Source organism: Exiguobacterium sp. N5 (genome assembly GCF_025842465.1).
GTDB classification, from domain to species: domain Bacteria; phylum Bacillota; class Bacilli; order Exiguobacteriales; family Exiguobacteriaceae; genus Exiguobacterium; species Exiguobacterium profundum.
The window spans coordinates 1,018,239-1,041,755 of record NZ_JAPAEP010000001.1 but is presented as its reverse complement, the minus strand read 5'-3'; the positions used below and the strand labels follow the sequence as shown (position 1 = coordinate 1,041,755).

At 46.2% G+C, this 23,517-nt stretch carries 32 protein-coding genes; 27 read left to right on the top strand and 5 right to left on the bottom strand.

The annotated features are described in order from the left end of the window. Nucleotides 1–112: 112 nt before the first annotated feature. Nucleotides 113–2,029: an LTA synthase family protein gene (locus tag OKS35_RS05445; protein ID WP_264092629.1), complete on the top strand. Its 1,917-nt coding sequence runs from the start codon at nt 113–115 to the stop codon at nt 2,027–2,029. A 114-nt stretch (nt 2,030–2,143) separates the two neighbouring features. Here the strand turns inward: OKS35_RS05445 and OKS35_RS05440 are convergent, their stop codons facing one another. After that, nucleotides 2,144–2,323, bottom strand: a complete 180-nt coding sequence (locus OKS35_RS05440) for a DUF2759 domain-containing protein (protein WP_012726599.1) — start codon at nt 2,321–2,323, stop codon at nt 2,144–2,146. A gap of 157 nt (nt 2,324–2,480) precedes the next feature. Between OKS35_RS05440 and OKS35_RS05435 the strand changes: the two genes are divergently transcribed. Beyond that, nucleotides 2,481–3,098 (top strand): MBL fold metallo-hydrolase, encoded by a 618-nt coding sequence (locus OKS35_RS05435; protein ID WP_214775113.1) that lies wholly within the window; start codon nt 2,481–2,483, stop codon nt 3,096–3,098. Between the two features lie 32 nt (nt 3,099–3,130). Here OKS35_RS05435 and OKS35_RS05430 read toward each other — a convergent pair whose 3' ends face one another. Then, on the bottom strand, nt 3,131–3,394 hold the full coding sequence (locus OKS35_RS05430) for a DUF2626 domain-containing protein (RefSeq protein ID WP_012726597.1): 264 nt from the start codon (nt 3,392–3,394) through the stop codon (nt 3,131–3,133). Nucleotides 3,395–3,643: 249 nt separating this feature from the next. Here OKS35_RS05430 and OKS35_RS05425 point away from each other — a divergent pair, with 249 nt between their 5' ends. The 13 genes from OKS35_RS05425 (at nt 3,644) to gcvPB (ending at nt 12,395) form a co-directional block, all read left to right on the top strand. Then, complete coding sequence (locus tag OKS35_RS05425; RefSeq protein WP_264092628.1) at nt 3,644–4,030, top strand: Spx/MgsR family RNA polymerase-binding regulatory protein; 387 nt, start codon at nt 3,644–3,646, stop codon at nt 4,028–4,030. Nucleotides 4,031–4,088: 58 nt separating this feature from the next. Beyond that, complete coding sequence (locus OKS35_RS05420; protein WP_074036680.1) at nt 4,089–4,895, top strand: ATPase, T2SS/T4P/T4SS family; 807 nt, start codon at nt 4,089–4,091, stop codon at nt 4,893–4,895. Beyond that, a complete protein-coding gene (locus tag OKS35_RS05415) occupies nt 4,877–5,854 on the top strand; it encodes a type II secretion system F family protein (protein ID WP_264092627.1) in 978 nt (325 codons plus the stop codon). Before OKS35_RS05420 ends, OKS35_RS05415 begins: the two co-directional genes overlap by 19 nt. Before the next feature lie 15 nt (nt 5,855–5,869). After that, on the top strand, nt 5,870–6,172 hold the full coding sequence (locus OKS35_RS05410; RefSeq protein ID WP_031423311.1) for a prepilin-type N-terminal cleavage/methylation domain-containing protein: 303 nt from the start codon (nt 5,870–5,872) through the stop codon (nt 6,170–6,172). A 20-nt stretch (nt 6,173–6,192) separates the two neighbouring features. Further along, complete coding sequence (locus tag OKS35_RS05405; RefSeq protein ID WP_264093058.1) at nt 6,193–6,600, top strand: prepilin-type cleavage/methylation domain-containing protein; 408 nt, start codon at nt 6,193–6,195, stop codon at nt 6,598–6,600. Beyond that, a complete protein-coding gene (locus OKS35_RS05400) occupies nt 6,587–6,823 on the top strand; it encodes a hypothetical protein (protein ID WP_214781459.1) in 237 nt (78 codons plus the stop codon). Before OKS35_RS05405 ends, OKS35_RS05400 begins: the two co-directional genes overlap by 14 nt. A gap of 13 nt (nt 6,824–6,836) precedes the next feature. After that, nucleotides 6,837–7,253 (top strand): hypothetical protein, encoded by a 417-nt coding sequence (locus OKS35_RS05395; RefSeq protein ID WP_264092626.1) that lies wholly within the window; start codon nt 6,837–6,839, stop codon nt 7,251–7,253. Continuing rightward, nucleotides 7,217–7,516: a hypothetical protein gene (locus OKS35_RS05390; protein ID WP_143180238.1), complete on the top strand. Its 300-nt coding sequence runs from the start codon at nt 7,217–7,219 to the stop codon at nt 7,514–7,516. The genes OKS35_RS05395 and OKS35_RS05390 overlap by 37 nt, the downstream gene beginning before the upstream one ends. Next, nucleotides 7,509–7,997, top strand: coding sequence for a shikimate kinase (locus tag OKS35_RS05385; protein ID WP_214781457.1), 489 nt, complete (start codon nt 7,509–7,511; stop codon nt 7,995–7,997). Before OKS35_RS05390 ends, OKS35_RS05385 begins: the two co-directional genes overlap by 8 nt. After that, nucleotides 7,994–8,332 carry a hypothetical protein gene (locus OKS35_RS05380; RefSeq protein WP_264092625.1) on the top strand — a complete coding sequence of 113 codons (339 nt, stop codon included), beginning with the start codon at nt 7,994–7,996 and terminating at the stop codon, nt 8,330–8,332. The genes OKS35_RS05385 and OKS35_RS05380 overlap by 4 nt, the downstream gene beginning before the upstream one ends. 148 nt (nt 8,333–8,480) lie before the next feature. Beyond that, entirely contained in the window at nt 8,481–9,557 is a 1,077-nt protein-coding gene (gene gcvT, locus OKS35_RS05375) for a glycine cleavage system aminomethyltransferase GcvT (protein ID WP_264092624.1), read from the top strand. Between the two features lie 25 nt (nt 9,558–9,582). Beyond that, nucleotides 9,583–10,920 (top strand): aminomethyl-transferring glycine dehydrogenase subunit GcvPA, encoded by a 1,338-nt coding sequence (gcvPA, locus tag OKS35_RS05370; RefSeq protein ID WP_214782072.1) that lies wholly within the window; start codon nt 9,583–9,585, stop codon nt 10,918–10,920. After that, nucleotides 10,920–12,395, top strand: coding sequence for an aminomethyl-transferring glycine dehydrogenase subunit GcvPB (gcvPB, locus tag OKS35_RS05365; protein ID WP_196430853.1), 1,476 nt, complete (start codon nt 10,920–10,922; stop codon nt 12,393–12,395). Before gcvPA ends, gcvPB begins: the two co-directional genes overlap by 1 nt. A 41-nt stretch (nt 12,396–12,436) precedes the next feature. On the opposite strand, the gene OKS35_RS05360 is transcribed toward gcvPB, so the two are convergent. Further along, nucleotides 12,437–12,817: a rhodanese-like domain-containing protein gene (locus OKS35_RS05360; RefSeq protein ID WP_012726584.1), complete on the bottom strand. Its 381-nt coding sequence runs from the start codon at nt 12,815–12,817 to the stop codon at nt 12,437–12,439. Between the two features lie 163 nt (nt 12,818–12,980). On the opposite strand from OKS35_RS05360, the gene mntR reads away from it, so the two are divergent. Together mntR and hpt are read left to right on the top strand one after the other, a co-directional pair. After that, nucleotides 12,981–13,409, top strand: coding sequence for a transcriptional regulator MntR (mntR, locus tag OKS35_RS05355; RefSeq protein ID WP_214781451.1), 429 nt, complete (start codon nt 12,981–12,983; stop codon nt 13,407–13,409). Between the two features lie 174 nt (nt 13,410–13,583). Further along, nucleotides 13,584–14,111, top strand: a complete 528-nt coding sequence (hpt, locus tag OKS35_RS05350; protein ID WP_159562466.1) for a hypoxanthine phosphoribosyltransferase — start codon at nt 13,584–13,586, stop codon at nt 14,109–14,111. A gap of 23 nt (nt 14,112–14,134) precedes the next feature. On the opposite strand, the gene OKS35_RS05345 is transcribed toward hpt, so the two are convergent. Beyond that, nucleotides 14,135–14,545 carry an SA1362 family protein gene (locus OKS35_RS05345; RefSeq protein ID WP_159562465.1) on the bottom strand — a complete coding sequence of 137 codons (411 nt, stop codon included), beginning with the start codon at nt 14,543–14,545 and terminating at the stop codon, nt 14,135–14,137. Nucleotides 14,546–14,559: 14 nt separating this feature from the next. Next, on the bottom strand, nt 14,560–15,501 hold the full coding sequence (locus tag OKS35_RS05340; protein ID WP_214690765.1) for a DUF1385 domain-containing protein: 942 nt from the start codon (nt 15,499–15,501) through the stop codon (nt 14,560–14,562). A 149-nt stretch (nt 15,502–15,650) separates the two neighbouring features. Between OKS35_RS05340 and aroQ the strand changes: the two genes are divergently transcribed. The 10 genes from aroQ (at nt 15,651) to OKS35_RS05290 (ending at nt 23,478) form a co-directional block, all read left to right on the top strand. Next, nucleotides 15,651–16,088: a type II 3-dehydroquinate dehydratase gene (gene aroQ, locus OKS35_RS05335; RefSeq protein ID WP_214781447.1), complete on the top strand. Its 438-nt coding sequence runs from the start codon at nt 15,651–15,653 to the stop codon at nt 16,086–16,088. Further along, nucleotides 16,084–17,151: a M24 family metallopeptidase gene (locus OKS35_RS05330; protein ID WP_214691267.1), complete on the top strand. Its 1,068-nt coding sequence runs from the start codon at nt 16,084–16,086 to the stop codon at nt 17,149–17,151. The genes aroQ and OKS35_RS05330 overlap by 5 nt, the downstream gene beginning before the upstream one ends. Before the next feature lie 29 nt (nt 17,152–17,180). Beyond that, nucleotides 17,181–17,747 carry an elongation factor P gene (gene efp, locus OKS35_RS05325; protein WP_012726577.1) on the top strand — a complete coding sequence of 189 codons (567 nt, stop codon included), beginning with the start codon at nt 17,181–17,183 and terminating at the stop codon, nt 17,745–17,747. A gap of 117 nt (nt 17,748–17,864) precedes the next feature. After that, nucleotides 17,865–18,314: an acetyl-CoA carboxylase biotin carboxyl carrier protein gene (gene accB / locus OKS35_RS05320; protein WP_012726576.1), complete on the top strand. Its 450-nt coding sequence runs from the start codon at nt 17,865–17,867 to the stop codon at nt 18,312–18,314. A gap of 7 nt (nt 18,315–18,321) precedes the next feature. Continuing rightward, a complete protein-coding gene (accC, locus tag OKS35_RS05315) occupies nt 18,322–19,665 on the top strand; it encodes an acetyl-CoA carboxylase biotin carboxylase subunit (RefSeq protein WP_264092623.1) in 1,344 nt (447 codons plus the stop codon). 112 nt (nt 19,666–19,777) lie between these two features. Continuing rightward, complete coding sequence (nusB, locus tag OKS35_RS05310; protein ID WP_078147109.1) at nt 19,778–20,164, top strand: transcription antitermination factor NusB; 387 nt, start codon at nt 19,778–19,780, stop codon at nt 20,162–20,164. Between the two features lie 64 nt (nt 20,165–20,228). Then, nucleotides 20,229–21,065, top strand: coding sequence for a bifunctional methylenetetrahydrofolate dehydrogenase/methenyltetrahydrofolate cyclohydrolase FolD (folD, locus tag OKS35_RS05305; RefSeq protein WP_196430850.1), 837 nt, complete (start codon nt 20,229–20,231; stop codon nt 21,063–21,065). Further along, entirely contained in the window at nt 21,058–22,404 is a 1,347-nt protein-coding gene (xseA, locus tag OKS35_RS05300; RefSeq protein ID WP_264092622.1) for an exodeoxyribonuclease VII large subunit, read from the top strand. Before folD ends, xseA begins: the two co-directional genes overlap by 8 nt. Next, on the top strand, nt 22,379–22,603 hold the full coding sequence (gene xseB, locus OKS35_RS05295) for an exodeoxyribonuclease VII small subunit (protein ID WP_012726571.1): 225 nt from the start codon (nt 22,379–22,381) through the stop codon (nt 22,601–22,603). Before xseA ends, xseB begins: the two co-directional genes overlap by 26 nt. Then, nucleotides 22,600–23,478 (top strand): polyprenyl synthetase family protein, encoded by an 879-nt coding sequence (locus OKS35_RS05290; protein ID WP_214781441.1) that lies wholly within the window; start codon nt 22,600–22,602, stop codon nt 23,476–23,478. Before xseB ends, OKS35_RS05290 begins: the two co-directional genes overlap by 4 nt. Nucleotides 23,479–23,517 lie beyond the last annotated feature (39 nt).

Here is a 23,517-nt window from a genome sequence, read left to right as displayed (position 1 = left end):
CTTGATACTGGACGTGTACTATTCAATCCGAATTGTACAATGAATGAACAAATATAAATAAAGAATGGCAACTAAAACATGCCGAAAACTGAAAAGAGGAGGAGACCGTCAGATGAATTCATCTCAACGCTTTTCGAAGCTATCGACGAGACTGAACGACACGGTCCGCGCTTCGTTTCAAGAATATCGTCTATTTTGGATTTTTACGTTATTGCTTTGGACGAAGACGTATATCGTCTATCAATTTTTCTTCAACATTCCGATTGAAAACACCGCACAAGCTTTTATCTTACTGATTAGCCCAATCAGTTCGACATTATTCTTGTTTGCCTTCCATTTCTTCTTTAAAGGTAACAAACAAAAATGGGTGCTCTACACGCTCTATGCGATTGCATCGTTTATCTTGTTTGCGGACGCCGTGTATTATCGGGAATTCACGGACTATTTGACAATGCCTGTCATCATGCAACCATCGAACATGGAAACGTTATCGACATCATTCACTTCGCTTCTTGAATGGAAAGATTTAATCATTCTTGGTGACGTGTTTATCCTTCCGTTTATCTTATGGCGAATGAACATGAAAGAGAATGCAGCTTCACATCGACGTGCGCTCGTCACATTCGTCGTAGCGGTCTCTGTCTTCTTGTTCAACCTTTCGCTAGCAGAAACGGAACGACCTGAATTGTTGACTCGTTCATTTGACCGTGAGCTGTTGGTGAAAAACATCGGAACATTTAACTTCCATGTGTATGATGCCATGCTCCAAACGAAAACATCGGCTCAAAAAGCGATGGCGGATGAATCAGAACTCGCAACGATTGAACAATTCACCCGTCAAAACTATGCGGCGCCGAATCCGGATTTATTCGGAAAATATAAAGGGAAAAATGTCATCGTGGTTTCATTCGAATCTGCGCAGAATTTTACTCACAACATGAAGGCGCCGAATGGAGAGTACATCACGCCGAACTTGAACAAACTGATTGAAGAGTCTCACTACTGGCCGAACTACTACCATACAGTCGGTCAAGGGAAGACTTCTGATGCTGAGTTCGCACTCGATAACTCACTATATGGACTCCCGCGTGGTGCTGTATACTTTACGAACGCCGATAACGAATATCAAGCGCTCCCTGAGTTGGTCAAGGACGAAAATTATTACTCAGCCGTGTTCCATGCGAATAACAAATCGTTCTGGAACCGCGATCAAATGTACAAGAACATTGGCGTCGATCAATTCTTTGATGAAAAGAGTTATGACCTCGGGAATCCTGAAGACATGACAGAATGGGGTCTCTTAGACGATAGTTTCTTCGAACAATCTATTCCAATGCTTCAAGAATTGCCTGAACCGTACTACGCGAAGTTCATCACATTGACGAACCACTTCCCGTACACGATGCCAAGTGAAAACTATGAGCTTGTACCAAAATTTGAAACGAGCTCAACTACGTTGAACAACTTCCCGCAAGCACTAGCTTATCAAGATTACGCACTCGGTCTCTTCATCGACCAGTTGAAAGAGAACGGAATGTGGGAAGATACAATCTTTGTCGTCTACGGTGACCATTACGGAATTTCGACGAACCACAACAGTGCGATGGCCGAGCTACTCGGCAAAGATGAGTTGACACCATTCGACGTGGCGAAGTTGCAACAAGTTCCGTTTGCCATTCACTTACCTGACCAGAAAGAAGGGGAAGTGCATGAGACGATCGGTAGTCATGTCGACATGAAACCGACCATCTTGCACTTACTTGGAATCGACACGTCAGATACGATTGGATTCGGAAACGACTTATTCTCTGAAAATCGAAACAGCCGCGCGATTTTCCGCGACGGAACGGTCGTGACGGATGAATATGTTTGGACACAGTCGACATGTTATAACGCGACTTCTGGTGAAGTAGTCGAAGATACGTCGTTATGTGGTCCGATGACGGAAGAAGCGGAAAAAATCTTGCAAATGAACGATGATTTGATTTACTCCGACTTACTCCGTTTCAAAGAACAAACTGAAGAATAATGAGTACGGACCAAGTCACATAGTGATTTGGTCCGTTTTATGTAGAGGGAATGAACGTATAGAAAGGCATAAAAAAAGCGACCGAAGTCGCTTGATGATTGCATATGCGAATCATTAACCTGGAATTCCACCGTAGATCAACGTGGCGACACCAAAGAATCCGAATACGAGTACAGTTAAACCTGCAAAAACGAGCGGAAAGAATTGGCGTTTTTGGAATGAACGAAGCATTCCCCAAATAGCCACAATCGCGACGATGACGGAAATCCATCCGAACGGTTCATACAAATGCATGACGAGTTCCCCCTTTAATTATACGTCATGAAATTCATAAAAATTTCACTGAAATATCATTATTATTTTATCCGATTATAGAGTCGCTGTCGAGCAAAGGTTGACATCGAAACAATTTTGCCACAATATTGTTTTGAATAAGAAGGGGATGAATCCTATGCAAATCAAAAAGATTACGTCTGGCTTGGCACAAGAGAACGGCTATGTGATTGAAAAAGACGGCACTGTCGTCGTCATTGACCCCGGAACGGATGACCCGAGGTTCTTCGACACGATCGAACGTTTCGGTACACTATCCGCCGTCCTGTTAACTCATGCGCACTTCGATCATATCGGAGGAATTGATGCACTCCGTGAACGTTATCAGGTGCCAGTCTATGTACACCGCTTAGAAGCAGATTGGCTGACAGATGGCGAAAAGAATGGCGCTTCTGCGTTCAACTTGCCGATGCCTTCAATGAAACCGGCAGAAAAAACATACGAAGGCGATGTATTGGAAATTGGGAACATCGTATTTCGAATCTATCATACACCAGGTCATTCCCCAGGGAGTGTCGTATTGTATATGGATGATGAAAGAATCGCCTTTTGTGGCGACTTGATCTTTAAGCAATCCGTCGGACGGACAGACCTGTTTGGTGGAGACCAGTCGACATTAATGGGGTCCATCGATCGGATGAAGCAGCTCCTTCCTGATGAGACGACACTATACTCGGGGCACGGTCCTCAGACGACACTAGAAGAAGAAAAGCGGACAAATCCGTTCTTCACATAAAAAAAGATTGTCTCCGGCGAGACAATCTTTTTTTACATTTGGAAGTTGCTCCAATACGTAAAGACAACGAAGAAAATTGTCAAATACGCACCAAAGACATATACATACGTTTTTTCAGTTAGTTTTAAGTAACCAAGAGCGACGAAGAAAATCGTTTGTGCTAAGAAGACAAGTCCCATAACGATAAAGTCGCCAGTATGTTCACTACTACTTTGGTCGCCGCCTAGTGCGCCTACGAAAGCAAGTGCCGCTACTAGTCCAGTCCAAAAGCCTAGGACACGAAACATTCTTGCCATGTTAATCCCCCCATACGTGCATTATTCCATTCTCATTCACTATTTTACCAACACATTCGAAAAAATGCTATGGAAACGTGATAATTGAGCAAAATAATCGTGAAAAATATGTGAAATCATTTCGGTAAATAAAGTTGTACAAAATTTATAAAAAAGTTGCACAAAACATGTACAAACGGGGTATAGAGATGTATAATCAACTTATACAAAATGAGCGAAGTGAAAGTTGAATGAGGGAGGAACATAAAAATGGCATCAAAACTAATGTTTTACACGTATCCAAGCTGTACTTCTTGTCGGAAGACGAAAGCGTTTTTACAAGAACAAGAACTTCAAGTGAGTGAGCGTCACATTTTCAGAGATGCACCAACAGTTGATGAATTGTTGCAACTCCTTGCAATCAGTGAGGAAGGAGTCGACTCTCTCCTTGCGACCCGAAGCCAGGCCTTCAAACAACTTGATGTTGACGTGGAGGATTTGAAATTAAGCGAGCTTCTGAAGCTGATGAGCGAAAACCCAAAACTTTTGAAGCGTCCGATCTTAACTGATGGAAAAGAAGTGATTGTCGGATATGACAAGGTTTCAATCGAAACATATGCACGTCGCCACAACACTGCAGCGGTTCAAGTTTCATAAAACAAGTCCACTTTCAACATAGTGGGCTTTTTTTTATGCTTGTATCGAGGTGAACGAGATGAAGGAACTCATTGAAGATTTACTAGATGGAGCACGTCAAATCGGTGCGAGTGATCTTCATTTTATACCCGATGCAAACCAAGTAAAGGTTCAAGTTCGCTCTGCTAGTAAGCTTGCTGCACTTCAATCGATGGATGTCGAGCTGTATGATCGACTTACACTTCATATGCGATATTGGTGTTCACTACCTGAATCTAATCAACGTATTCCACAATCAGGTGTCTATGAATTGAATCAGGATGTCATCCGGGTGACCTTTCTCCCGTCGTTCGCCCAGACGTCAATGTCTTGGCGCATTCCCCATGACACGTTTGAACTCCAGCATCTGTTACGATCACACGATGTAGAACGATTTCAGAAAGTGGTGGCATCACATCATGGTCTTTTCTTTATAGGGGGTTCTACCGGAGCGGGCAAGACGACGGTACTGTATGCCCTTTTAAATCAGCTGAAGCATGAGCGGATTGTGACGATTGAAAACCCTCCTGAACAAATGGTCGATGGTGTCATTCAGTTGGAAGTGAATGCTAAAGCTGGACTTAGCCATCGACACTTGTTGAAAGAGACGCTTCGTGCCGACCCGGATATTATCGTGATTGGTGAGGTGCGGACAGATGAAGAATTGATGGTCGCATACGATGCCGCGCTCAGTGGTCATTTGACGATTACAACCTTTCATACCGCATCGATTCAAGATGGAGAAAAGCGGCTGACACAACTTCTTGGTATGGCGACCGTGGAAAGACATTGGTGTGTACTGACTCGAAATCAGGAGGTGACTTGCGAATGGTCAACGTTCCGATAATCCCATCGATTCGAATGATTCATCGCTTTCTTCGTCTACAATCACGAGGTGTGTCATTGAAGGTGACCATGGAGACGCTTGAACTTCATGAGAAGGGAAAAATGAAAGACTGTATTCGAGAGATGAGGGTACGTCTAGAAGCGGGCGTGAGTTTGTCTGAAGTATTTTCCATCTTGATCACGAATCGGCAAATGCAAGAGATTTTACATACGGCGGATCGCAACGGACGATTCATGGATGGATTGTCGCAAGTGGCAATGGTACTCGAGATGCGACAACGATTAAAGCAGGAGTTGCGGAGGCTAATTCGCTATCCGTTGATTATCTTCTTCATCCTACTTGCATTAGGCATGATTTATGCTTTATACATTTTCCCGAAATTAATGGGGATGGTAGATGTCTCGTCGCATGGCGGTGTGGGGTCGATTCTATTGTCGAATTGGTTCTTTCCTGTACTGTTTTCTATATTCGTGGCAATCGCGGTTCTCATATATGGACTCCATCGTCGAGGAGTAGAGCTCCCTTTTTACGTATGGAGACGTGGGAAAACACTCTATATGACCTATGTGTTTGTAAGTGAGTTGTCCTTGCTCCAACATACTGAAACGAATATTAGGCAGATTATGAGTCGGCTAGCCGAGGAAGAGGGAGAAATGGCAGAGATGGCCAAGCGAATTCACCATCGCATGTCTGAAGGTGAAGGAATTGAAGCGGCGACAAGGTGTGAACCGTTTATCGATCATGAGGTTGTGAGTCTATTAGGTGTGGGTTCGATGAGTGGGGAACTTGGTAAATTGATGTCTCTTCATCGCGAGCTTGTATTCGAGGAGATGGAGCAGTATAGTCGAGAATTGATTGAAAAAATTGAACCGTCTTTATACGGCATCCTCAGTGTCATGATCGGTGTTCTTTTTTACACACTCTATTTACCGGTCAAACTCATTATGGCTCAATTGTGAAAGGAGAAAGATGAAATGAAGGAAGAGCGTGGGTTCACATTAGTTGAGATGGCGGCAGTATTACTCATTATATCAGTTCTTCTCTTGTTACTTGTCCCATCTTTGTCGGACGGGAAATCTCGTGCTGATCAAGTGAGTTGCGAAGGTAGCGTTCGAATCGTTGAATCTGAAATCAATTTGCATTACGCGGAACATAAGGCCTATCCTGAAACGTTAGAAGTGATTAAGCGTGCGTCGGCTGCAGATCCACTCGTTTATAGCTGTCAATCCTCGACCTATACGTATTCTCCGACTGATGGCTCCTTAAAAAAACAATGAAAGGCTACACCTTGGTCGAAATGACATGGGTACTTGTCGTATTGTCGTTCTTACTATTGATCAGTGCGCCGAGTATGAGACCGTTCGAACGAATGGAACTCTACAATTTTACGGATTCATTGGTAGCGAATATTCAAGAAGCTGGGCAATTTCCCTATATTTCAGAAGAGGGAGATTGTGTGCCGCGATTGATTTGGATTTCGAAACAACAAACTTATCTGATTGTGTGTGGGAGAGAGATCGTCAGGGAAGTTGATGTTCCTGATGGGGTGGATGTATATCTTCCGACGTACAACACGTTGACCTTTTCACAAGCGACAGCCTCTTATGCGGGACAATGGAAATTCGTCAGTGGAAAGACATCGGTGACGCTCAAATTTCGAATCGGGACGTATGAACCGGAGGTGATTACTCGTGAAAGTGGATGAATCGGGTTTCTCTTTATGGGAGCTAAGTGTCAGTCTTGCGGTGGTCATGGGATGGATTTTCATACTGGCATCCTTTGTCGTGCAAGGGAACGAACGAATCCAACGGTTGAGTGACACGCTGTTCATCTATGAACGATTACAAGGAGAGGTTCTGCTTGAAGCCACTGAACCGACAGGGCGTGAGCAAGTGTGTGAGAAAGGATTTTGTCTACCGACATTATGAAAAAGGCTTTACGATGATTGAAATGACGTTCGTTTTGCTGATCCTTCCCATGTTTCTTTTTCTTTTAGTGGAACTGCTCACGCTCGGTCAACATCTTTATGAACAGCCTAAATGGAATCATCATACGACACCTCAACTGATTGTGCGCCGTCTGATGGATAGCGAGAACTGTCGTGTTGACGAAGGGCGATTACGGGGTGATTTCGTCAAATCGGATGAGGAGCGATGGTCATGGACGATCAAACAAGTAAATGGCAATTTGGTTATGGTCGGAGATGGAGGAGGAAACTTACTCTTTTTAAGAGGAATCGACCAGTATCATGTCGAAACGGTCGGAAAGGGATTTCGAATCTCATGGAAAGATTCATCGTTCAGAAGAGAGCGGCATGTCATGTGCATGAAGCAGGCTTCTTTCTCGTTATCACCTTGACCATTGTTGTTTGGTTACTCGGCGCCGCGTTATTTTGGTATACTGATGTGGAACGAACGACGAGGCGACTGTCAGAGGAAATCTTAGCGATTCGTTTTGAATCGCATTTGTTACTGGCGAAGGAGCGTTGCGCTGAACGACCGTTAACGTTGCATAAACCGACGGGAACTCTGACGTGTCGTCCGATTGCACCTAATCGTACTGAAGTGGACATTGTGTTAACATCCGGCGAACGGCATAAAGAGGTGATGGTTTATGAATGATAATCCGTTTTATATCGTGGGGTTTATGGGTACAGGTAAATCTACCTTATTCTCGTTTCTAAAAGAATATGGGGAGGTCATCGATCTTGATTTAGTCATTGAGTCCATGACTGGAATGGATATCGCTACATATTTTGACCGTTTTGGTGAGTCTGCGTTTCGTGATGTTGAATCAACAGTACTGAAACAAGTCACTGCTGACTATATCCTGACCGGTGGCGGAGTGGTGGAGCGCTCTGAAAATATACGTTGGATGCGAGAACGTGGTACGATGATCCATTTAAATCTTCCGTTCGACATGTGTTGGGAACGAATCAAAGATTCTGCGCGGCCACTTGTTAAAAAAGGACGGGAGGATGTTCAGACGTTGTTTCAACGACGCGATCGATTATATCGAACAGCGAGTGTATCCATCGATGCATCTCAACCGCCTGAAGACATCGCCAAGCAAATCATCCGTATAAAGGGGGAAAAAGTATGATCTGGATTAATTTCGCCATCATCGTATTTTCATTAATCGGACTTGTGATATACGGTTATCTCTTGTTCAAAAACAAGATGAAACCAGAATTTGGTCGTTTGAATCGTCTGACGGAACGTTTTAAAATTCGGGCGGATGTGATTGGTCAACAGGTCAATGAAATCAAAGGACACGTGGATGCGGTCAATCGATCTGTTACTCAAATAAAAGAGTTTGGGGTCAATGCGAAGAATGAATCGATTGAATTGAAGCAAGCCGCCGTTGAGCTAACTCATGAAATCAAACGGACAGCGGGAATTGAACGTTCTGACGTTTCCACCGAGTCGAAAATATGAAATAATGAGGATGAAAACGTTTTCGTTTTTCATCCTTTTTCTTTTTCGCCTTTTTACCTATGCAGAAGGAATAAAAATTGTTAAAGTGGAATGGAAAACGAAAGATTTCAAAAACAAAAGCATTTTATGTTCGGGATTGGGGGATATTATGGAAAAGGTTACTTTGAAACGTACGCCTTTGTTCGATTTGATCGAACCGAAGGCGAAGATGGTTGATTTTGCGGGATTTGAAATGCCGATTATGTTCTCTTCGATTAAAGAAGAGCATTTGGCTGTACGTCAAAACGTGGGGATGTTTGATGTATCTCACATGGGAGAAATTCGAATCGAAGGGCCGGATGCGCTTGAGCAAGTTCAAAACTTGGTGACGAATGATATCTCGAAAATTAAAGTTGGTCAAGCCCAGTATAACCTTCTCTGTCTTGAAGACGGTGGTGTGGTGGACGATTTGCTTGTCTATCGATTAGATGAGGACGCTTATTGGCTCGTCGTCAATGCTTCAAATATTGAAAAGGACGAAGCCCACATTCGTCGATACGTCAAGGGTGACGTGGTTGTGACAAATGAATCTGATGAATATGGTCAGATTGCGATTCAAGGACCGAATGCACAAACCGTACTTCAAACTATCACAAATGTGGTACTCGACGAAATCGGGTTCTTCAAATTCATGAATGGGGACGTTGCGGGTGTGCCATCGATCATCTCTAGAAGTGGTTATACTGGGGAAGATGGTTTCGAGATTTATGCTCGAGCAGAAGTGATTTCTGCCATTTGGGAAGCGCTTGAAACCGAGGGTGTTACCCCATGTGGGCTGGGCGCACGCGATACATTACGTTTCGAAGCGTGCTTGCCGCTTTACGGTCATGAGTTAGATGAGTCGGTCACGCCATTCGAAGCGAATCTCAATTTTGCCGTCAAGCTAGATACTGACTTTGTTGGTAAGGAAGCACTCGTCACTCAAAAAGAGAATATTCCGAATCGATTGATCGGATTGAAATTGCTCGGTCGTGGGATTGCCCGCCAAGGGGCGCAAGTTGAATTGGATGGGAATGTAATCGGCGTTGTCACGACCGGTACGATGCCTCCGACTGTAAGTGAATCAATCGCATGGGCACGAGTCGATGCACGTTACAAAGATGAAGATCGTTTTGTCATCGACATCCGTGGCAAAAAGATTGAAGCCGAACGCGTACCGACACCTTTCTATAAACGAACGAAATGATACAGGGGGATTCAGAATGAACAGAATGGAATTTCGTTATTTACCGATGACCGAACAAGATGAACGAGACATGTTAGAGACAATCGGCGTCGATTCAATCGAAGCGCTTCTTTCAGATATTCCAGAAACACTTCGCGAACAAGCATCATTGGCGGCGATTGGGACTCCGCTTCCGGAAGTCGATCTCGTTCGTCACATGACGAAGTTGGCTGATAAAAACAAACATACGAAATCATACCCGAGCTTCCTTGGAGCAGGGATGTACGATCATCTTTCGCCAAGTGTGATGAACCATATGCTTTTGCGTTCTGAATTCTATACGGCGTATACGCCATATCAACCTGAGATTTCACAAGGTGAACTTCAGGCGATGTTCGAATTCCAAACAATGATTTGTGAATTGACAGGGATGGACGTCGCGAACTCTTCGATGTACGACGGGATCACGGCTCTCGCTGAGGCGACTTACCTAGCGAGCGCGCAGACGAAGAAAAAACGTGTCGTCGTCTCTGGTGCAGTGCATCCTGAAGCAAAGGATGTAATACGTACGTATGCTGACGGACCAGGTCTATCCGTTGATTACACAGATGTGGAGAACGGGGTGACGGATGTATCTGACCTCGATTTGACGGATGCATCGTGTCTTGTCGTACAATATCCAAACTTCTACGGTCGTATTGAAGACTTAGAAAAATTAGCAGAATTGGCTCATGAAGCCGGCGCGCTATTCGTCGTTTCGAGCAACCCGCTCGCCCTCGGGATTCTTGAGTCACCAGGAGCACTCGGTGCGGACATCACGGTCGGAGATGCACAGCCATTCGGTATTCCGCAAAGTTTTGGTGGACCGTCATGTGGATACTTCGCGGTCAAAAAATCTTTGATGCGTAAACTACCGGGCCGACTAGTCGGTCAAACGGTCGATGAGGACGGCAAACGCGGATTCGTGTTGACGCTTCAGGCGCGGGAACAACACATTCGCCGTGATAAAGCGACATCCAATATCTGTTCAAACCAAGCACTTAATGCATTGGCTGCTTCAATCACGATGTCCGCTCTAGGAAAATACGGAATTCGTGATATGGCTGTTCGGAATATTCAAACCGCTCATTATATGAAAGAAGCGTTAAAAGCTGCAGGATTCAACATCGTGGACGAAGGACCAATGTTCAATGAGTTCGTCGTGGATTTTGGACGTGATGCAGAAGAAGTATCGCGCCATCTACTCGAGCGCGGCATGATCGGTGGTCTACCGCTTGGTACGTATGAAGGGGAGCGTCAGACACAAATGTTGGTTTGCGCGACGGAATTGCGCACTAAAGAAGAGATTGATCAGTTTGTCGAAGTGGTTGGGGGGATGAAATAATGCAACACGAGCAAACGCTAATTTTTGAAGTATCACGTGAAGGACGAACTGGATATAATTTGCCGACACCGACTGTCCCGGAGGTTGACCTTGAGACGTTGTTACCGGCTACGATGATTCGGAAAGAGGCGGCGGAACTTCCGGAAGTATCTGAACTCGATGTCGTTCGCCATTACACGTCTCTATCTACTCGAAACCATGGGGTCGATTCAGGTTTCTATCCGCTCGGTTCGTGTACGATGAAATATAATCCGAAAGTGAACGAAGATATGGCTCGTCTTCCTGGGTTTGCACATATTCACCCGTTGCAACCGGTTGAGACGATTCAAGGTGCGCTCGAACTCATGGTGGACTTACAGGAGCAACTCGCTGAAATCACGGGGATGGACGAAGTCACACTCCAACCAGCGGCAGGTGCCCATGGGGAATGGACGGGGCTTATGTTGATTAAAGCGTTCCATGAGCGTAATGGGGATACGGCTCGTACGAAAGTACTCGTACCAGATTCGGCGCACGGGACAAACCCGGCGTCCGCAGTCGTTGCTGGATTCGAGACGGTGACCGTCAAGTCGGATGAGCGCGGTCTCGTCGATTTGGATGATTTGAAGTCAAAAGTTGGAGCGGATACGGCTGCTCTCATGCTGACAAACCCGAATACGCTTGGACTATTTGAAGCGGATATCCTTGAAATCTCAAAAGTCGTTCATGAAGCTGGCGGGAAGCTGTATTATGATGGCGCGAACTCAAACGCGATTCTTGGAATCGCACGTCCTGGGGACATGGGCTTTGACGTCGTCCACTTGAACTTGCATAAGACGTTCACAGGGCCTCACGGCGGTGGAGGTCCAGGCTCAGGTCCAGTCGGGGTGAAGCGTGACTTGATTCCATTCTTACCGACTCCAATTGTGACGAAAACAGATGATGGATATGGTCTCGATTACGACCGACCACATTCAATCGGGCGAATCAAACCATTCTATGGAAACTTCGGGATCAACGTTCGAGCGTACAGCTATATCAAGACAATGGGCGCAGAAGGATTGACGCGGGTATCCCGTGAAGCGGTCCTCAACGCCAACTATATGTTTGCGCGACTAAAAGATGCGTTCGACGTGCCATATGATACGTATTGCAAACACGAATTTGTCTTGTCTGGGAAGCGTCAAAAAGCCCTTGGTGTTCGTACACTCGATATCGCTAAACGCCTTCTTGACTTCGGTTACCACCCACCGACAATTTATTTCCCATTAAATGTCGAGGAATGTATCATGGTGGAACCGACAGAGACAGAATCAAAAGAAACACTCGATGCGTTCTGTGATGCGATGCTCCAAATTGCCAGAGAGGCGGAAGAGAATCCGGAAATCGTTCAGACTGCTCCTCATACGACGGTCGTTAAACGGATGGACGAGACACTCGCTGCCCGTAAACCGGTCTTGAAATATGAGCGTCGTGAGGCGTCATCTGTAAAATAAAGAAAGGGCGAGTCGATGATTGTATCGACCCGCCCGTTTTTTTATGCTTTTTTAATCTTGCCCTTCCAGTTCTTGAAGCCGCCTTCGAGCATGTAGATATTGTTGTATCCGTTCTTCATCAGGAGTTTAGCCGCCTGGTTTGAACGTGAACTACCTTGACAGTAAATTAAAATCGGTTGATCTTTACGCAGTTCTTTCATGCGTAGTTTCATTTGGCCGACCGGGATATTCCGGGCACCAACGATATGTCCACCTTTGTATTCGTTCGGTTCACGCACGTCAATTAACTGACCTTTACGGAGTGAGGCACGGAATTCTTCTTGTTTCATTTTTTTCAACCCGCGAGCTGGCATGAAACGCCATACGATGTAGGCGATCAAGGCAACCCATAGGAGGATGACGAGGATTGTTTCGAGTCCCATAGATGTTCTTCCCTTCTCTTTCAAAGTTACCATATCTCATTATAATGAAATTAAGGTCATGAGACAATGATTGACTCAATCAATCGGGGCTTTCCCTTTCGATTTCATTCTAATTAGGATAAAATAAGGAATGGAAACCGGAACATTAGGGGAGGTCGTGCCCATGCCGACGCCGAGTATGGAAGATTATTTAGAACGTATTTATTTATTGATGTCAGAGAAAGGCTATGCGCGTGTATCTGATATTGCGGAACATTTAGGGGTCCATCCCTCCTCTGTCACCAAAATGGTTCAAAAGTTGGACCGTGAAGAATATCTTGTGTATGAAAAGTATCGTGGTCTCATGCTTACAAAAAAGGGTCAAAAAGTAGGGAAGCGATTGGTCGAGCGTCATGCGATGCTCGAGTCTTTTTTACGTCTAATCGGAGTAGATGAATCAGATGTGTACGAGGATGTCGAGGGTATCGAACACCATCTCAGTTCGAACACGCTCGACTGCATGACACAGTTTGTGGAATTTTTTGAAGATAAGCCTGAACTCATGAATCAATTTAGAGAATTTCGGGAACAAGAACGAGCTTCAGAAGAATAATATGTAAAAAGCATCAATCTAACTCGATTGATGCTTTTTATTTTGCTCAATATCGCTAAAATACGAACGAAACATTCATATTTATCTTAGAATGTATATTTTTTAGTCGTCATTATGTTAAGATGAATCGTGGATTGAATAGATAGGGGGTGACGGCGAACATTCGCCGGATAAATGGAGATTCAAATTAAAGGAAAACTGTTTGATGAACAGCAGATTCAAAAACGTGTGAAAGAATTGGCTGAAGAGATTGAGAACGATGCAGAGGGGATACCGATTGTGATCGTCGCCGTATTAAAAGGCTCGATGGTCTTTGCGGCAGACTTGATGCGATACATGAAAGGGAGCGTTCAGCTCGATACGGTCGCGACGTCTTCTTACGGGAAAAAGTCGGTCTCGAGTGGGAGTGTGCAACTTCGAAAGGACTTGGATTTAGATGTGGAAGGAAAGTATGTTGTCATTATCGAGGACATCATCGACACGGGACAGACGTTGAAATTCTTATGTAAACATATGGAGCTCCATCAACCGAAACAGTTGAAAATTTGTACGCTTCTCGACAAGCCGGCGCGTCGACTCGTTCAGTTGGACGCAGACTATGTCGGATTCGAGATTCCTGATGAGTTCGTCATCGGGTATGGGATCGATTACGCGGAACAATATCGGAATCTGCCATATATCGGATATGTAGAAACAACATAAAAAGGAGCGCCGTGGCGCTCCTTTTACATGTTTGCTTTCTTTTTCTTCTTCCCTTTTTTACCTTCAATCACTGTTAGGTGTGGTGGATTGCTACGATGTACGGTTGAACGTTTAGATAACTTGGTGACGTTCGAACCAGGTTTCTTCCCTTTCCGGTTTTTAGCGGAAGCGGAAGGTTTGACTTGAGGACCACGACTTCCCTGCATTCGTTTTTTTGAGGCTTGCGCGGTTTTACGATAGCGTGCATCTTCTGCAGACATACGTGGTGCCATGAAGACGCGATAGATCACATAAAAGACTAACCCGAATATCCCGATGAACAACAATTGTCTAAACAGGCGACCTGGATCGGTGGCAAGCATATGCCCGACCCCGATGAAGCCAAGGATAAACACGATTGTTGCAGCGATCGAACCGACTCTTTGTCTGATCATGGTGCTTCCTCCTCTTATCCCTCTCTATGAATGACCGATTCTCCTAACTCTTTTCGTTCCCATGTCTCAAATGCTTCAATCGCGACTTGAATCTGCTCATCATTTGGCTCTCGTGTCGTCAATAATTGGAGCGACAGGCCCGGTTTGCCAAGGAATGACAGAAAGCGATGGTCGCGGAAACGATTGGTAAACTGCAGGACTTCAAATGAGATTCCGATGACGACCGGCAATAGCGCGATTCGGCTGATGAGTCGCAACCAGAGCGGATCGATTGGCACAATCATGTAAACGCCAATCCCGACGAAGACGGTGAATAAAATGAAGCTTGAGCCACAGCGATAATGCAATCGCGAGCTTTGGCGTACTTGTTCAACCGTGACCGGACGCCCGGACTCATAGCAATTGATGACTTTATGCTCAGCGCCGTGATATTGGAAGACACGCTTAATGAGTGGCGTCAATGATATCAAGTAAAGGTAGCTGAGTAACAATACTAATTTTATTCCCCCTTCAAGGAGGTTTTGAATCACATGTCCGGAAAATAAAGGTACGTCTTGAAACATGGCCGCGAGAAGTGCTGGCGTCACATTGAAAATCAATTTACCAAAAACGTACGAGATGACACCGACGATTGCGATGAAGGCAATCATCCATATGCTCTGTTTTTGGTCTTCGTTCGTGTTCGTATCTTCACTTGGATCGACATCATATCGATCGCTCGCAAAGTTCATATGTGCAGAACCGTTCTTTAACGATTCATACAGCGCGACAATCCCTCTCAAGAAAGGTACTTTTTTTAAAGATTGGACCCAAGGGACAAGAATACGTGCTTGCTCGAATGTTTCAATCGAGCCATCTTTTCGCCGGATGGCAGATGCGCTTTCAGAGCGGCCTTGAAACATGACGCCTTCCACGAGCGCCTGTCCCCCGACTGGGATGGTTGGTTTGGAATTCATTCACTTTCCTCGATTCTTCAAATTCAAATGTTGTACTTGAATTATACCGTGATTTGTAAAAAAAACGAAAGGGCAGAAGGCTCAATTCACGTTCTTTCGATAAATTTGTTACAATAGATGAGACTTGACGAACGAGGGGGGGAAGAAGGTTGCGGATTTTAGTTTTAAATGGACCGAATTTAAATCTACTGGGTCATCGTGAACCGGATGTATATGGCGAGGTGTCGTTGAAAGGTTTGGCGGCAGAACTGATGCTGCGCGCTCCAGAAGACGTCGAACTCACCTTTAAACAATCGAATCATGAGGGAGATTTAATTGATGCGCTACATGACGCTTTTGATTATGAGGGTGTCATATTGAATGCAGGTGCCTATACGCATACATCAATCGCGATCCGGGATGCCATATCCGCTATCGCTGCCCCAGTCGTTGAAGTACATATCTCGAACGTGCATGCACGCGAGGCTTTTCGGCATGAGTCGAAACTTGCTGCCGTCTGTATCGGTGTCATTACCGGTTTTGGACTCACGAGCTATACGTTAGCGCTGCATGCACTAATCGAACATTGGAGGAATCGACATGATTGAACGCGTAAACAAACTGCAAGCACAGTTAGGAAAAAACGAGATTGATGCATTACTCGTCACAAAACGTGAGAATATCCGCTACTTATCTGGTTTCACCGGGTCGAGCGGTGTCATCGTCATCACGTCGAATTCGGCAAGTTTCATCACGGACTTCCGTTACACGGAACAAGCGAACGATCAAGTAAAAGGGTACGACATCATTGAGCTTGATACATCACTCATCAAGTCGGTAGCAGATGTCGTGTCCCGTGAATCCATCAAGCGCCTTGGCATCGAGCAGGATGCGATGACAGTGGGGCAATATCGTGCCTATGAAAAAGATGTCGACGCTCAACTTATTGAAACGTCTGGAATCGTAGAAAAACTGCGCTTGATTAAGGATGAATCAGAGATTAAGATTATGAAGGAAGCTGCGGCAATCGCTGATGCGGCGTACACCCATATCCAGACGTTCATTCGTCCTGGTCGTACCGAGAGAGAAGTCGCGAACGAACTCGAAATGTTCATGCGTTCAAAAGGCGCTGACTCGTCATCGTTCGACATGATTGTCGCCTCGGGTCTCCGTTCGGCGCTACCACACGGTGTGGCAAGTGATAAAGTCATCGAATCTGGAGAATTGGTTACGCTTGATTTCGGTGCTTACTATAAAGGGTACTGCTCAGATATCACGCGTACGCTTGCAATCGGTCCGATTTCGGATGAGTTGCGTCAAATCTACGATACGGTACTTCGTGCCCAACTTGCTGGTGTAGAAGGCACACGTGCCGGAATCACTGGCATTGAAGCGGATGCATTGACACGCGATATTATTAAAGAAGCTGGATATGGCGAGTACTTCGGCCACTCGACAGGACATGGTCTTGGAATGGAAGTGCATGAGGCCCCAGGATTATCGTTCCGTTCGGAAACGGTGCTCGAACCTGGTATGGTCGTAACGATCGAGCCGGGTATTTACATCAACGGTGTCGGTGGTTGCCGGATTGAAGACGATGTCGTCATCACAGAAGACGGATGCTACCGTCTGACACAGTCGCCAAAAGAGTTAATTACGATCGAGGCATAAGCTTCATCTGAATTTAGGAGGAAATCAATATGGTATCAGTTAACGATTTAAAAACAGGATTGACGGTCAAAACGTCTGACGGTTCGATTTGGCAAGTCATCGAGTTCCAACACGTAAAACCGGGTAAAGGAGCGGCATTCGTTCGTACGAAAATGCGTAACTTGCGTAACGGTGCAATCCAAGAAACGACGTTCCGTGGTGGAGAAAAAATCGAGCGCGCACACATCGAGCGTAAACGCATGCAATATCTTTATCCAATGGGCGACACGTATGTCTTCATGGACAATGAATCATACGAGCAACTTGAATTGACAAGCGCTCAAGTCAAATCAGCACTTCCATATTTGCTTGAGAACATGGAAGTCAGCATCGCGGACTACGAAGGGGAGATTCTTGGAATCGAGCTTCCAACGAGCGTTGTCTTGACAATCGTCGAAGCAGACCCAGGCGTAAAAGGTGACACGGCATCGAACGTGAAGAAAAACGCGACAGTGGAAACAGGACATGTCATTCAAGTGCCACTTTTCATCGAACCAGGTGAAAAAGTGACAGTCGATACACGTACTGGAGAGTTCATGGGTCGTTATAACGGTTAATCCTTACGAGTGCTCATTCGAATGAATGGGCGCTCTTTTTTTCTCGTTGCATTCATTGGTCTGACCAGTTATAGTGAAGGAGAGATTAGTACCAGGTATAAACAGGGGGTAAGAAAGATGCAAATCGATCAAATTAAAGAGCTTATTCAATTATTGGACCAATCATCAGTCCATGAAATGGAGCTTGAAACATCTGATTTCAAACTGTCATTAAAGAAAGAAGCGCAACAAACAGTGAGCGCGCCTATCATGCAGACACAAGCATTCGCACCGCCTGCGCCTGCTCCTCAAGTAAATGAACAAACAGAAGAACCGACGCAAGAAAAGGCGTCTTATCGTACTATCACCTCGCCGATGGTTGGAACGTTCTATTCACGTCCGGCCCCGGATAAAGAAGCGTTCGTGAACGTCGGCGACCGTGTCGAGTCAGGACAAATCGTTTGTATTCTAGAGGCGATGAAACTGTTTAACGATGTCGAAGCGGAAATCAGTGGCGAAATCGTAGAGGTGTTAGTCGCCGATGGCGATCTCGTCGAATTCGGTCAACCGCTCTTCAGCGTGAAGTGAGGTCGTTATGAAATTATTAATTGCTAACCGCGGGGAAATCGCGGTTCGAATCATACGTGCAGCAAAAGAGTTGAATATTCCGACGGTCGCTGTCTTCTCTGAGGCAGATCGTGAAGCGTTACATGTTCATCTGGCTGACGAGGCTTATTGCATCGGTCCGAATCCATCGAAAGACTCCTATTTGAATATCCCAAATATTTTATCAGTCGCATGCGCCGTGGATGCGACGATGGTACATCCGGGTTACGGCTTTTTGGCTGAAAATGCCGAGTTCGCTGAGATGTGCGAGGCGTGTGGAATTCAATTTGTCGGCCCAAGCAGCTATGCGATTCGCAAAATGGGAATCAAGGATGAAGCCAAACGAACGATGATCGAGTCAGGGGTTCCTGTCGTTCCAGGTTCAAGTGGTGTCGTCACAGACGAAGAAGCGATGGAACTCGCGCGTGAGATGGGTTATCCGGTCATCATCAAGGCGACAGCCGGCGGTGGAGGACGTGGCATTCGCGTCGCTCGAGACGAGGACGAACTCGTTTCAGGATTGGTCGCGACACGTAAAGAAGCGAAGCAGGCGTTCGGGAATGGTGACGTGTATCTCGAAAAGTTCATCGAGTCGTTCCGTCACGTCGAAGTGCAGGTTCTTGCCGACCAATTCGGTAACGTCATTCACTTAGGTGAACGTGATTGTACAATCCAACGTCGCATGCAAAAACTAGTTGAAGAGGCGCCGTCACCTGCGATTGATACAACGACACGTCAATTGATGGGGGATGCTGCCGTCAAAGCGGCAAAAGCCATTCAGTACTCGGGAGCGGGAACAATCGAGTTCATTTACGTTCCAGAATCAAACGAGTTTTATTTCATGGAGATGAATACCCGGATCCAAGTCGAGCATCCCGTCACCGAGATGATCACAGGATTCGATCTCGTTCAAGCGCAGCTTGAAGTGGCGCTCGGACATCCGCTTGCCATCTCACAAGAGGACATTACGTTCTCAGGACATTCCATCGAATGTCGAATCAACGCGGAGGACCCATTTATGGACTTCCGTCCGATGGCAGGGAAGATTGACCAATATATCGTTCCAGGCGGTATGGGTGTCCGTGTCGATAGCGGACTCTATGCAGGAGCGATGATCCCGCCGTTCTATGACTCGATGGTAGCGAAGTTGATTGTTCATGCACCAACGCGTGATGAGGCCATTCTGAAAATGTTGCGTGCTTTGGGTGAGTTTACGGTTTCGGGAATTAAAACGACGATTCCGTTTCATCAACAAGTCATGGCACATGAGCAGTTCCGCATCGGTACGTTCGATACGAAATTCGTTGAAAAAGAAATGTCATTGGCAAAATAACGTGAACCAGGAAGCCCGAACATTATTTCGGTTTCCTGGTTTTTTGTACTGAATTTATGAGTGCTTTATGCTAAACTATCACAATGAAAGCATGTAAAAGGAGAGTAACTGAATGAAACGTCATGAAGCACGAGAAAAAGCGATTCAAACGCTTTTTCAAATCGAAGTATCTAAATTAGAGGTGGACGAAGCAATCGAGTTCGCATTGGATGGAGAAGAGTCTGATCCGTTTTACGAACAACTCGTCACAGGGACGCTAGAACATATTGAAGATATCGATGCGTTACTAGTTGAAAACTTGAAAAACTGGCGGTTAGATCGCCTCGGAAACGTCGAGCGTACGATTCTTCGAATGGCAACGTTCGAATTGTTATACGTCGAGACGATTCCAGAAAACGTCACCATCAACGAAGCGGTCGAACTCGCGAAATCGTTCGCGGACGAAGAAGCCGGCAAACTCGTGAATGGCGTACTCGGTAACATCATTAAAGAAGACTAAAAAAATAGAGATAAGACACCAGACCAACTACAGAAAAACCTAAAGACAACGGGGGATGAGAGAGATGGCAGTAGTGATCGACGGGAAACAAGTGGCAGCATCATATCGAGAAACGTTAAAAGAACGTGTGGCAGCACTTCGCGCACGTGGCATCGTACCGAAACTGAAAGTCGTGTTGATTGGGGATGACCCAGCAAGTCATAGCTATGTACGCGGGAAGGAACGGGCGGCAGAAGAAATCGGAATCGATTCACAAGTCCTCCGTTTTGATGAGACGATTAGCGAGAAGGAATTGCTTGACTTGATTGACTTGATGAATGCGGATGAAGAAGTTCACGGGATTCTCGTGCAACTCCCTCTGCCGAAACACATCGACGAATCACGAGTCATCATGCGCATCTCCCCAGAAAAGGACGTCGATGGCTTTCATCCTGAGAATGTTGGGAAGATGATGCTCGGACTTGATACGCTACTCCCGTGCACGCCGCACGGCATCTTGCATCTCGCAAAAACACAGACCGAGATCGCCGGAAAGCACGTTGTCGTCGTCGGTCGTAGTCAGATTGTCGGTAAACCGGTAGGCATGTTGTTCTTGAATGAATCAGCAACGGTCACATATTGTCATTCAAAAACAGCTGACCTCGGTGAGATGACACGCCAAGCGGACATTTTGATTGTCGCTGTCGGACGCGCTGGTTTAGTCACAGCAGACATGGTCAAACCTGGCGCGCTTGTCATCGATGTCGGAGTCAATCGGGTCGAAGGTCGTCTAGTCGGTGACGTGGACTATGAAGCTGTTAAGGAGAAGGCGAGTGCCATCACCCCTGTTCCGGGTGGTGTCGGTCCGATGACCATCACGATGCTCATGCATAATACGGTCGAGGTTGCATCACGTGGCTAATCCACTTCCGGTTTCTGAAGTTGTTCGATATGTGAAGCGACAACTTGATGATGATGTATTGCTTCGACAAGTCGCGGTCATCGGTGAAATCTCAAATTTCAAACGTTATTCATCCGGTCATTGTTATTTCACGTTGAAAGATGACGCGTCTCGGATGAAAGCTGTCATGTTTTCTCGCGATGCCAAACAACTTCAATTCGAACCGAAAGATGGAATGAAAGTCATCGCCGTCTCAAAGGTGACGATGTATGAGGCTACGGGAGATGTCCAACTATATGTCGAATTGATGCGACAAGACGGAATCGGTCTATTGTTTGAGCGATATGAGGCGAGAAAGCGTGAATTAGAGGAGATGGGATGGTTTGACGAGGAGCGGAAGCACCCGCTCCCGACGTTTCCAGAACGCGTTGGAATCGTGACGTCTCCAAAAGGTGCGGCGCTACACGATATCGCAACCACACTTCGACGTCGTGCACCACATGTGGCGATTACGTTCGCCCCTGTTGCTGTACAGGGCGAAATGGCGGCTCCACAAGTTGCTTCTGCCATTCGCTGGATGAACGAACGCACCGATTGTGATGTACTCATTGTCGGTCGCGGTGGTGGTTCTATTGAGGAGCTTTGGGCATTTAATGAAGATGTTGTGGTGGAGGCAATCTATGCGTCCACGATTCCCATCATTTCTGCTGTCGGTCACGAGACAGACTTTACGCTTTCGGATTTCGTTGCCGATGTTCGGGCTGCGACTCCGACAGCGGCGGCTGAACTTGCTACCGCGATGATTGATGCGCAGCGAAAAGATGTAGAACGTTTGGATAACCATCTGCACAAAGCCGTCAAAGACCAATTGGATGATTCGCGAACCCGTGTGGAACGGATGATCAATAGCTATGGATTAAAATCACCGAGGTACACGATATCTCAGAAACGGGAACGATTCGCCCAGTCGGAAATCCGTCTCGAGCAAGGGATGAGGCGACATCTCACCCAAGCCACTCATCAGCTCCGTCAGTTGTCACAGCAGCTAGATGTAAAACGATTTTCAAAAACGTTGTCCAAGCAAGGGGAAGAAGTCAATCATATGGTCGAGCGACTCCGTCGAACGAAGCCATTAGAACAAGCAACGCTTCAATTTGCACAACAGGTTGGACGATTGCATGCAGTCAGTCCACTCGCCGTCTTGTCACGTGGATATACGTTCATCGAACAAGATGGGATCTATGTGCAGAACGTGAAACAATTACGCGATGGTGATGTCTCGATTCGTTTTCGGGATGGTCATGCAATCGCTGAGGTGAAGGAGAGGATTGTCGGTGACGAAGAAAGAACAGACATTTGAGGCGGCGCTCGAGCGCCTCGAACAGATCGTCGCGCAACTCGAGAGCGGTGATGTCCCATTAGAGGAAGCGATGACCCTATATGAGGAAGGTGTCCGCTTGTCTGCATTGTGCCAGACAAAACTCTCTGCCGCCGAGAAAAAAATGGATGAAATTTTAGAACTTGATGGGACGCTTCGTGAAAAGGGAGGATCCGCATGAACCGTACCGATGACTTGAACAAGTGGAAACGGACCGTCGAACTGGCGATGCAGGAACTCATTGAGTCGAGTGAGATGCCGAAACGATTACGAGACGCAATGACGTATTCTTTAGAGGCTGGCGGGAAACGCATTCGTCCTGCTCTCGTCTATGCCGTCCTTGAAACGTATAGCATGTCACTCGAGCGAGGACGAGAGGTGGCGGCGAGTTTAGAGATGGTTCATACATACTCACTCATCCATGATGATTTGCCGGCCATGGATGATGACGATCTTCGTCGTGGACGACCGACCAATCATCGTCAGTTTGATGAAGCGACCGCTATTTTGGCTGGGGACGCCTTATTGACGGACGCATTCCGTATTCTCACACAGATACCACTCCCTGCGCTAGATGTCGTCGAGATTATTCGTATTTTCGGATTGGCGGCCGGTAGCTCAGGTATGGTCGGTGGGCAGTTGGATGATATGCTGGCTGAAAAGCGGAACGACGTCACACTTGAAGAGCTCCAATCCATTCATGAACGGAAGACAGGTGCGCTACTCGTCTATGCACTTGAAGCCGGTGCGATTTTGGCAGGGGCATCGGTGGAAGATCGGATGCACCTCAAACAGTTCGGACGTCATCTTGGCATCGCTTTTCAGATTCAAGACGATATCCTCGATGTCGTCGGAGATGAACAAACAATCGGAAAACGCGTCGGCTCAGATGAATTGAATGACAAGACGACTTATCCGAAGCTTCTCGGCATAGAGGGAGCGAAGCAAGCTCTTGAGCAAGAAGTGGGAGCGGCACACGCTGCAATTGAATCACTTTCAGTTCCAGCGCCGTTGCTTCTTGAGATGCTATCATTTGTAGTGAAACGAAATCATTGACCTCGGTGACACGATGAGCACATCGTGTCACCTTTGTTT